General features: G+C 61.2%; 10 protein-coding genes. 4 read left to right on the forward strand and 6 right to left on the reverse strand.

What is annotated here, in order from left to right:
- Nucleotides 1–253: 253 nt before the first annotated feature.
- The 3 genes from KNW02_RS19380 to KNW02_RS19390 form a co-directional block, all read right to left on the reverse strand.
- Complete coding sequence (locus KNW02_RS19380) at nucleotides 254–1,270, reverse strand: DUF1403 family protein (RefSeq protein WP_216034840.1); 1,017 nt, start codon at nucleotides 1,268–1,270, stop codon at nucleotides 254–256.
- Nucleotides 1,271–1,413: 143 nt separating this feature from the next.
- Entirely contained in the window at nucleotides 1,414–1,872 is a 459-nt protein-coding gene (locus tag KNW02_RS19385) for a type II toxin-antitoxin system VapC family toxin (protein WP_216034841.1), read from the reverse strand.
- Nucleotides 1,869–2,105: a FitA-like ribbon-helix-helix domain-containing protein gene (locus KNW02_RS19390; protein WP_216034842.1), complete on the reverse strand. Its 237-nt coding sequence runs from the start codon at nucleotides 2,103–2,105 to the stop codon at nucleotides 1,869–1,871. Before KNW02_RS19390 ends, KNW02_RS19385 begins: the two co-directional genes overlap by 4 nt.
- Before the next feature lie 41 nt (nucleotides 2,106–2,146).
- Between KNW02_RS19390 and KNW02_RS19395 the strand changes: the two genes are divergently transcribed.
- Nucleotides 2,147–2,497, forward strand: coding sequence for a hypothetical protein (locus KNW02_RS19395; protein ID WP_216034843.1), 351 nt, complete (start codon nucleotides 2,147–2,149; stop codon nucleotides 2,495–2,497).
- Between the two features lie 6 nt (nucleotides 2,498–2,503).
- Here KNW02_RS19395 and KNW02_RS19400 read toward each other — a convergent pair whose 3' ends face one another.
- Together KNW02_RS19400 and KNW02_RS19405 are read right to left on the reverse strand one after the other, a co-directional pair.
- Nucleotides 2,504–2,896, reverse strand: a complete 393-nt coding sequence (locus KNW02_RS19400) for a type II toxin-antitoxin system VapC family toxin (RefSeq protein WP_216034844.1) — start codon at nucleotides 2,894–2,896, stop codon at nucleotides 2,504–2,506.
- A complete protein-coding gene (locus tag KNW02_RS19405; protein WP_216034845.1) occupies nucleotides 2,896–3,138 on the reverse strand; it encodes a type II toxin-antitoxin system Phd/YefM family antitoxin in 243 nt (80 codons plus the stop codon). The genes KNW02_RS19400 and KNW02_RS19405 overlap by 1 nt, the downstream gene beginning before the upstream one ends.
- A 1,491-nt stretch (nucleotides 3,139–4,629) precedes the next feature.
- Here KNW02_RS19405 and repA point away from each other — a divergent pair.
- The 3 genes from repA (at nucleotide 4,630) to repC (ending at nucleotide 8,323) form a co-directional block, all read left to right on the forward strand.
- Nucleotides 4,630–5,814, forward strand: a complete 1,185-nt coding sequence (gene repA / locus KNW02_RS19410; RefSeq protein WP_216034846.1) for a plasmid partitioning protein RepA — start codon at nucleotides 4,630–4,632, stop codon at nucleotides 5,812–5,814.
- Nucleotides 5,815–5,837: 23 nt separating this feature from the next.
- Complete coding sequence (gene repB, locus KNW02_RS19415; RefSeq protein ID WP_252734136.1) at nucleotides 5,838–6,785, forward strand: plasmid partitioning protein RepB; 948 nt, start codon at nucleotides 5,838–5,840, stop codon at nucleotides 6,783–6,785.
- A gap of 290 nt (nucleotides 6,786–7,075) precedes the next feature.
- Nucleotides 7,076–8,323, forward strand: a complete 1,248-nt coding sequence (gene repC, locus KNW02_RS19420) for a plasmid replication protein RepC (protein WP_252734137.1) — start codon at nucleotides 7,076–7,078, stop codon at nucleotides 8,321–8,323.
- On the opposite strand, the gene KNW02_RS19425 is transcribed toward repC, so the two are convergent.
- Nucleotides 8,304–8,690, reverse strand: coding sequence for a hypothetical protein (locus KNW02_RS19425; protein ID WP_216034848.1), 387 nt, complete (start codon nucleotides 8,688–8,690; stop codon nucleotides 8,304–8,306). The genes repC and KNW02_RS19425 overlap by 20 nt on opposite strands.
- Nucleotides 8,691–9,287: the final 597 nt, after the last annotated feature.

Below are 9,287 nucleotides of genomic sequence, written 5' to 3' on the forward strand. Positions count from 1 at the left end.
ACCTGGAACACATTCTTCGCCAGATCGAGCCCGACCGTGATAATCTCCGACATGACCGTCCTCCGTTGTGGATCATCGCAGACCCACCTTGGCACAGAGATGCCGTCGGGGGGCGGTCACATCATCAGAGCCGATCGAGACGCTTCATCGATGTTGCGCGATGGTTCTCGAGCTACCGAGGAGCCGCCTAGTCCACCGGAAAATTCCTTGTCGCGTGACACAGACGATCGCGCCGGGACGGTCGGGCTCGTGGTCACAGCACCGCCGTCCACAGCCGGAACCGCGTTCCGCCGGTGATCTCGCGCACCAGCCCCAGACCCTGCAAGCGCGCCAGCAGCCGCTCGGCGGTATCGCGGCTGATCGCCGCTTCGGCTTCCAGCGCAGCGGCGGAAACCACCGGATGCACCACCAGCGCATCGATCACCAATCCCGCATTGCCGCCCTTGATCCGCGCCGTCGTCCGCCTGGCCCGATCTGCCCAGTCCATCAGCTGCCGGATCACGCGGAACCCCGCCTCGCAGCCGGCCGCAATGGCCCCGCACCACGCCCTCAGAAATTCTTCCGCATCACCACCTATCGTCCAAACTCTCCGCCCGGCCTGCCCCATCGGCACCATCACCAGCGGCCCCGCGCTGTCCGCCATGGCCCGTGCCGCCCAGCACATCGCTTCCAGCTGGTGCCCGTCCGGCGACAGATCGGTGAGCCGCCAGAGCCGGCATCCGAACGCTGCCCGTGTGATCGCATGGCACCCCTCCAGCGCGGCAAGTCCCGCCGCAAACCCCTCGGTCTCGGATTCAAAATCGGCTCCGGTCGGGCGCAGCAGGTCGCTGTCGCCCCGCCCCTGCCCCGCCCGGTGCAGCCCGAGGAAATCCCGCAACGCCTCCAGACGCCCCCTGCCCTGCAACCGCCCGATGGCCCACCGGGCCAGTGCCAGCGCCTCCAGGTCGACCGAGGCCGGGGCATCGGCCAGGTCGCGGATCAGCACGTCTTTCGCGATCGGCGTCCCCGCGGCCCAGAGCATGGACACGACCTCACTGAATGCCAGCCGGGCAATCAGACCGCGGCGCATGGTCTCGTCCAGCCCGGCCAGCAGCCCGTCCAACCGGCCGATGGCCTGCGCGGCCTGCGCCAGGTCCACCGCGCAGGCCGCCTCGGCGGCGCGCCAGGCCGCGGGATCCAGCAGCCGCCGTCGATCGCCCCGTGGCAGGGGCGGATAGGCGGTATCGTTGTCCTTTGACGGATCGAACCAGTCTTCGTCCAAATAACTCATGTCCGCAGAATAGCCGATAAATGCGGAGCACTGAAGCCCCTTCGTTCTGACGCAATTACTGTCGATAAGGAACCATTATCGGGAGTCTTGGACGGGTCGCGAATTTCGGTCATCGTGGCCGGCGAATTCGTTCAGAAAGGGCGTCAATGCGCTGCGGACTCCGCCAGCAGGCGAACGAAGGGAGCGGCCTCGGGCACCGCGGCCGCGGCGCGGACAAAGCGGCGATCCGCGGTCACGACCGGCACCTCGCGCCGGATCGCCAAAGCGAGATAGGTGCAGTCATAGACCGGGTGATCCAGCAGCAGCGACAGCTGCAGCGCGCGGGGCGCCAGCGCCGCGTCCTCGACCCCCTGGCGCAGCGGCGCCCGGGCGATCAGATCCAGAGCATCGGCCGCCTCGGCGGCCAGCAGGCGTTGCCGGCGCACCGCCGACCACAGCGCGTTCGCGACCTCGGTGAAGATCAGTGCCGGCGCGTAGAGTGGCCGTCCGTCCAGCAGCGCGGCCGCCATCTCGCTGCCGTCTTCCTGCAGCACCCATTTCAGCGCGGTGCTGGCATCCACCACGCAAGGCCCGGAGCCCGGGCCGGCAAACGGGTCGCTCACTGGCGGTCGTCCCGCCCCGCGCGCACCAGCGCCGCGCTGTCGGTGCCACGATCCAGCCGGGCCCGCAGCCGGGCCGCCGCCGCCGCGAAATCCTCGGCCATGTCGGGGGTGCCCAGCACCTCGCGCAACAGCATCCGGTGCTCGGCCTCGACCGAGCGGCCATTGGTCGCCGCTCGCAGCCGCAGGGCCTGCGCCGTGGTCTCGTCGACATCCCGGACGATCAGTTGCGCCATGGCAGGTTCTCCATCAATGCGCTATCAAAGATAGCAACACGATGACATCCCTTCAACCCCTGCCCTTTCCCAGCCATCTGTCGCCCGCCGAGGAAGAGGCGCTGGCCGCGCTTTACCGGCGCGGCACCCCCGAAAACACCCTGCGCGCCTGGGAGCGCGATCTGGCCTACATCACCGCCTGGAAGGACGCCGCCTATGGCGCCGCGCTGGACTGGCCCGAGCAGGAAGCCGTCGCGCTGCGTTTCGTGCTGGATCATGCCGCCGATCTGACCGACGGCGCCCCCCTGCCCGCCGCCATGCAGCTGAGCCTGCACCGCAGCCTTAACCAGGCACAGCAATACTATGCCGATGTCGACATCACAAAAAACCCCGCAACAGACCTGCTCGGGTGAGGCGCGTCAGCCAAGCGTCTGGACACCCTCCGCCGCGGCCGCTTTCAGCAATGCCTTGTCTAGACTCGCCAGCATTCCGCCATGGCGCAGAGCCACTTCGAGATACAGCGCGTCATAGGCCGTGAGGCCGTGACGGCGGGCCAGATCCATGACGACTGCACTCGAGGAGCCGGTGTCGAGCTGTAATCCCAGCCCGTCCAGCGCCTCGACAATCTGATCTGCCATGCCCGCGGGAAGGCGCCCGCGACGTTCGCTGACCAGCAGAATATTACGCAGTTCCACCCAAAGAAGCCACGGCGCCAGCAGGTCCTCATCTGATTTGAGAGCTGCCGTAAGATCAATCCCGGTTTCGTCCGGCATGACCCAGGCAACGAGGGCCGACGCATCAACGATGATCATTAGCGCCGGCCTTCGTCCCGTGCCGAAAGAATCTCGTCAGGCTGCAAAATGGTTCCGCGCGCGGCTAGCCTGCTGCGCAGCGCGGCAAGACGCCCCAGCGCCGACGATCTGTCGCTGGAGGGTGGAACAAGCCGAGCGACTGGCAGACCACGACGAGTGATTAGTATCGTCTCGCCCGCTTCGGCTTCGGCGAGAAGCTCGGACAGACGGGTTTTTGCCTCGAAGGCCCCGATTTCACGCATCACAGGCTCCTTAATCTGGTTTGGAGACTAGTTGATTGACGGACCCACATCAAGTCGGAACGCAGCGGGCGCCGCGCATACCGCCTTGCCCCACCACCCTGCGATCAAAGCTGAAAAACTCGCGACCGCCGGCATCCTCCGCTGCAAGGGCAATCATATGATCAGAAAACTCGGCCCCGCCCTACCGATAAAGGTCCGTCGCAAGGCCGGCGCGATCTGCCGCGTCGACCACGATTCCTGGTACCGAGAGCAGCCCGTCCACCGCGCCGGCAATTTCGGGGCGCGATAGGCCATGGGCACGCTCCAGCACACAGAGCATTTCCACTATCACCTCGCAACACAGATAGCCGGGCACCCCCTCAGACAGCTTGGCGAAAATGGCCTAGGCCGGCGCCGATTGCTCGGGTCTGTCCGGCGTCAGAATGCGCAGTACGACATTGGTATCTAGCCCGATCACCGGGCTTGCGCAGCCGCAGAGGTTGCCTGTTCCATTTCGTCCAGCGAGATCGGACGCTGCCCCTCGCGCCGCAACAGCCCCGCCAGTTCGGGAGCGGGCTGAGTCCGTAAAAGCCGTACCTGATCGTCATCCAGAAAGACATAGCACTGCCGGTCGCCGATACGCGGTCGCGGCAGGTGGCCAGGGGATCGTCGATGTCCTGGTTCTGCCGGTATGATAATTTCGACCAGTCACGATGACGGTCTGGGTTGTCCGTAGGTGGCTCTCCGGCAGCTTACCCTCAGTCATCGGCATCAGCCGCGCTAAGCGCGATGTCTGTTTTGCGCGACATTCCGGTCGCGGCTGTCATCCCGACCAAAATGTTTGTTGCAGAACTTTTTCCGTCGCCCCGGCAGGCCTTCTCGACCCGCACGAGCAATACGACAGGCGCCCGCTACTTTGTGCTGCGCTTCGCATTCGGCGCGAACAGACCTTCGGTCGCTACCAGTCGTCCGTTATGGCAATGCAACTATGGAGAAGAGCGATGCTCGCAAACTGCGTCAGTCTCACGGGCGCCGATATCGAAACCGCCAAGGTCCAGGCGCTATTTCTAGTCTGACCTGTATTTTCATAGCGCCGGGCGGGATTGTCCATAGGCCGAGCCGGGCCGCTCAACGCTCCTCGCGCCGCTAGGCGCACTGATATGGCGGCATCTGAACGAATCAGAATAAGGAGGCCGGCACCTAGTACGATATCCCGGTCATCCGCGACGACTTCTTCAGCGCCAACCTCGGAGAGGCCGCTACTAAAGATGGTCTGTCCCCAGCGTCTATCATCTGCTGGGGTCTGGGAAGCGGATAGTATGTTGATTGGCCGGGGCGGTTCGCAGTTCGTTTACAGCTGTAAACGTTATGGCGGGCCGATCAGCGCATGTAGTCTTAGTTTGCAGCAGCAGACACAATATAGAGTAAAAATCTTGACTTAGCACCGGGAATCAGGGCTTGTGTCACCAAGTGGCGCGAAAAAGGTCACATTCTTGATTTTGGGGCAACTAGATGATTCCTGTGACACCACTGGCAAGCGAAAAGCCCTCGGTGCTGGCGTCCGACATTTCCGAGCGGCTGAACGCGGCCATCCGGGAGCATCTCCTTTCCGCTTTTGCCCCAGATAGCACGAAAACGCTACGCTCATTTTCAGCACCCGAAGCAGCAGACCTGCTGGGAGTCTCTGGCCAGTTCATGCGAAAGATGCATGCAGAAGGCGCTATCCCGGAGCCCAAGGATGTTCGTGGTGGGCGGCGCTTCTACACGGCGCAGGAGCTTTGGAGCGCCCGCGAGATTTTGGAGAAGTCGTCGCGAAAGAAAGGACGTTACCTGCCACGTCGCTCGCGCAATGAGAAGCTGCAGATCTGGCAACTGATGAATTTCAAAGGTGGTTCTAGCAAGAGCACCACGAGTATCCACCTCGCGCACTACTTCGCGCTTCGCGGCTATCGCGTACTGGTTGTCGACTTGGATCCACAGGGTTCGCTCACGTCCATGTGCGGCATCAGTCCCGAAATCGAGTTTGATGGGCTGACTGTTTATGACGCGATCCGGTACGACGACCCTGTCAGCATGGCGGATGTCGTTGTCCCCACCTATTTCCCGGGCCTATCAATTGCGCCTTCGCGTCTGTTGCTTTCGGAGTTCGAGACAGAATCGGCAGTAAATTCGAACGCCGACCACCCATTCTTCACCCGCATTCGAAATGCTCTCACTCAAGTCGAAGAAGATTTTGACCTTGTGCTTATGGATAGTCCCCCGCAGCTTGGCTTCTTAACCATCGCGGGTATGGCGGCCGCAAGCTCGCTAATTGTTCCCATGACACCCTCGATGCTGGACGTCTCGTCTACCGCTCAGTTCCTCGAACTTGCAGGAGCCTACATGGGGGTGATCGAGGACGCCGGTGCGACACTGCAATACGATAATTTCAAGTTCCTGATTACCCGCGATGAGCCTACGGATGTGCCTTCGCAACAGCTGACCTCGTTCATGCGCGCACTCTTCCAAGATAGGGTCATGTCCGCGACCGCTCTAAAGAGCACCGCGATCAGTGACGCGACCATGCTCAAGCAGTCGATTTACGAGGTGGTGCGCTCTGAGATGACGCGCGCGACTTACGATCGTGCAAAAGGATCAATGGATGCGGTGGGCCATGAGGTCGAGGTCATGATTCATCAATCATGGGGGCGTAAGTAATGGCTAGAAAGTCTCTTCGCGATATGTCGGGTATCGCCAGCACAATTGCTCGTTCCGGCGGCCCGGCATCGGAGAGGGCTCCAAAAACAAGCGCACCTGCTTTGGGGGCATTGCAAGGTTCCATAGCATCTATCCGAGAGATTGATCCCAGTCTTATCGACGATTGGGGGCCCAAGGACCGGCTGGATGAATTTACAGCTGTAAACGCAGAGGATGACGACGAGGGCTTCGAGGCGCTCAAGAACAGTATCCGTGATGGTGGCCAGCACGTGCCAATTCTCGTCCGGCGTTCCAAATCCGTGGAAGGGCGTTTCGAGGCGATCTATGGCCGTCGCCGATTGAAGGCATGTCGGGAACTCGACATCAAGGTGCGCGCGAACGTCCAGGACGTTGATGACGCCACGGCCCTTCTGGCGAAAGGGCTGGAGAATGCTGCGCGCCGCAACCTGTCGTTCTATGAAAAAGCGCGCTTCGCTGAGGCGATCCAAGCTGCGGGCCATGCGAGCGTGACGGTGCGCCAAGTCTTGAACATATCTGTTTCCGGACTCTCCCACCTGACCAAGGTGACGCAGAACGTCCCGTCCAGGATAGGGGACTTGATAGGGTCTGCGCCCAAGTCCGGTCGGCCAAGGTGGACGGATCTCGCGGAGTTATTCATGGAGCGCAAACTTTCCGAGAAAGTTGCACTCGAATTGCTTACCAAGATCGATGCCACTTTGACTTCGGATGAGCGATTGGAGGCGCTCATCAAGGAAGCGGCCAAGCGCGGACCTAAAGCGCCCGGTGGCTCACGAGAGATCACGCCCTTAGAGGGGGTAGTCATTAAGGCCGGGCGGGGCAGCGTGTCCCTTTCAATCAAGAAGTCGGGTGTAAATGCAGAGTTCGCGAATTGGCTTGAAGGCAATCTCGCGGACATCATCAAGAGATCCTTCGCCGAGTTTGCAAAACTAAACTCACGGGACGACAACTGAGGAAGAGCAGAAAGGAGGAAAGGCTAGCAAAGAAAACCCCCGAAACCGGAGCTTCGAGGGCTGCTGCGCAGAGCGCAAATCTTAGATTAGACACCTAGAACCTAGCAGCCAGCGAATCGCCATACAAGAAAAAAGCGCTTTTGAGCGAACGGGATTTCTTTGTCTGCTGACAAAGTATGAAGAAGCATGTCAACGCTCCAAACGGAGCGACTGAGGTAGGTATGCCTCAGACTAGAGAAGCTTTGTCAAATATCCACCAACCTTCGGGGTGGCGGAAAGCATCTGCGGGCATGGCCGTAGCGGAGCAGCACGCCCAAGCCGGTGAACGGGTAGCTGTACCCAAATCAACAGCATTTGTCGCGCTCAAGCGCGTAGGGGCATATATCGGCCTGAAGGCCGGCGACCTCTTGCTCCTCGACACGCTCGGGGCCTTCACACAGACCCAGGACTGGGAGGAGGGCAGGCGGCCGATCGTCTGGGCATCGAACGCCTATCTGATGGAGCAGACGGGTTTTTCGCTTTCGGCGCTTAAGCGTCACGCCCGGCGCCTGGCCGAGACCGGGGTGATCTCCTTCAAGGACAGCCCCAATGGCAAGCGGTGGGGCCGAAGAAACGAGGAGGGCTACATCACCGAGGCCTATGGCTTTGATCTGTCGCCTCTCTCGGCCCGCGCAGATGAGTTCGAGCAGTTGCACATCGAGCTCCAGGCCGAACGCGCGCTCTGCCAGCGCCTGAAGCGCCAGATCACCGTATCGCGGCGTATGATCCGGGCTCGAATCGAGGCGGCCGTGAGTTGCGCCCTGAAGGGCCCCTGGACGCAGCTCACGGGCATGTTCGAAGTGCTCCTGGCGCGGCTTCCACGCCGTCATACGGCGTCAGAGACGCTTGAGCGGCTTATGGGGTGGTTTCAGGATCTTCAGGAGCGTGTCGAGGCGGCCTATCTCAAGGCAGTTCGAGCGGATGAGGTTGTGGACAATACAGCTGTAACTACCGAACAAGTATCGGAGAAGACTCAAGAAATGAACCCCAGGGAGATCATTTCTGAACCTCATATACTAACTACAACCAAACTTGATCCTGTAACCTGTAATTCCTCTGAAAAAGAGGAAGCGGCCGATGTTGCGCCGAATGCCCCACCGGAAGAACGGGTGGATAAGGATCTGGAAGACTGGGTTGCGGAAGCCCGCAAGAAGCGTGGGGCGGCACTGGATCTGCCGACGGTGATGCAGGCCTGTCCGGAATTCGCTTCCTGGGCGCGCAATATGGGCGGATACCTGAGGGATTGGGGCGATCTGCACCGGGTTGCGGGGCAGTTGCGGCCGATGATCGGCGTCTCCGAGCACGCCTGGAATCTCGCGCAGGACCGTCTCGGGCCTCAGATCGCCACGGCGGCGCTGGTTCTGACCTTCGACAAGCATGCCAAAGGCGAAGTGGCGTCTCCGGGCGGCTATCTGCGCGGCATGGTCGAAAAGGCCGGGGCAGGGGAGTTGCATCTCGAACGCAGCTTCTATGGCAGACTCAGCGGGCAGGCGGCGTGAGACGGCGATCCTCTGCCTTGAGGTCGGTACGACCCAGTGCAACCATTGAGCGTCCACGTTTTGATACAACACTCAGACTTCCAGTCGGACATGCATCGGCGCGCAGGATAGCATCATGCAACATGATACCGGCAAGCACGGGGTCTTCTATCACCGCTATCACATCGTCTGGGATCGTGTTCCAGGGTTTGGTATTGGAGCGCTGACCTCGAGGCAGGTCTGAGCCAGCTCGGGTGGCCACAGCGGCAACCTGACGTTTGGATTGTCGGTGACCGACAAAGGTTTCAAGATTCATGTAGCGCGGCGCGACGGCCCATTCGTCATTGGTCTCCAATATCAGCGCTCCGACGAGGCGAATGGCTGGCATTGAAGACTCGTCTGGCGCCGGCCGTTGTAATTATCGGCGATCAATTTCATGCATATGGGCGATCCTGCGGTGGACCGCCTGAGCCAGAAGGATAAGATGTAGGTGGCACGAACCAGACGGAAGGAACCTACAGCTTCCAACGCATGGTGACCCGACCGGCGACTCCTCATGAAGCCGCACTCGCGGAGGCGGGAGCGACAGAACTTTGACCGCCGAGGGCGTTCTGCCGAGGCCCGTGCCTCCAACGCCGCGGCCACACGGTCCTCAAAGTTTAGCACCCGGGCGCGCAGAGCCCCGACGATAACGTTACCCGCCGTTCGTACCCTGGATCGGCATCTGCTCGGCGGTATCGCGACCGCATCCGGCGCGGACCGCGCTCATCCGAGACAAGATGGCTGATACGCCGGCGTTGGAATCGATGTCGATTTCAGCGGCTTTCAAATCGGACCGAACCCTGACAAACCGAGGGTAAAGATTGATTTTCCATGTATCGGATACAAACCACCGGCTTTCAGCCGGTCCGCTTCAGCGTTTTTGTCGATGATCTCCTCTCCCGGATTTGAAGCCGCCAGAGGCGGTATGGCTTCAAATCCGGGA

Origin of the sequence: Paracoccus marinaquae, from assembly GCF_018860165.1 — a bacterium.
Taxonomy (GTDB): Bacteria; Pseudomonadota; Alphaproteobacteria; order Rhodobacterales; family Rhodobacteraceae; genus Paracoccus; species Paracoccus marinaquae.

Coding starts and splice junctions, on each gene's coding strand:
- repC (WP_252734137.1), top strand. CDS start 7,076: ATGGCCGTAGCGGAGCAGCACGCCCAAGCCGGTGAACGGGTAGCTGTA.
- KNW02_RS19400 (WP_216034844.1), bottom strand. CDS start 2,896: ATGATCATCGTTGATGCGTCGGCCCTCGTTGCCTGGGTCATGCCGGAC.
- KNW02_RS19395 (WP_216034843.1), top strand. CDS start 2,147: ATGACATCCCTTCAACCCCTGCCCTTTCCCAGCCATCTGTCGCCCGCC.
- KNW02_RS19425 (WP_216034848.1), bottom strand. CDS start 8,690: ATGCCAGCCATTCGCCTCGTCGGAGCGCTGATATTGGAGACCAATGAC.
- repB (WP_252734136.1), top strand. CDS start 5,838: ATGTCGGGTATCGCCAGCACAATTGCTCGTTCCGGCGGCCCGGCATCG.
- KNW02_RS19405 (WP_216034845.1), bottom strand. CDS start 3,138: ATGCGTGAAATCGGGGCCTTCGAGGCAAAAACCCGTCTGTCCGAGCTT.
- repA (WP_216034846.1), top strand. CDS start 4,630: ATGATTCCTGTGACACCACTGGCAAGCGAAAAGCCCTCGGTGCTGGCG.
- KNW02_RS19390 (WP_216034842.1), bottom strand. CDS start 2,105: ATGGCGCAACTGATCGTCCGGGATGTCGACGAGACCACGGCGCAGGCC.
- KNW02_RS19380 (WP_216034840.1), bottom strand. CDS start 1,270: ATGAGTTATTTGGACGAAGACTGGTTCGATCCGTCAAAGGACAACGAT.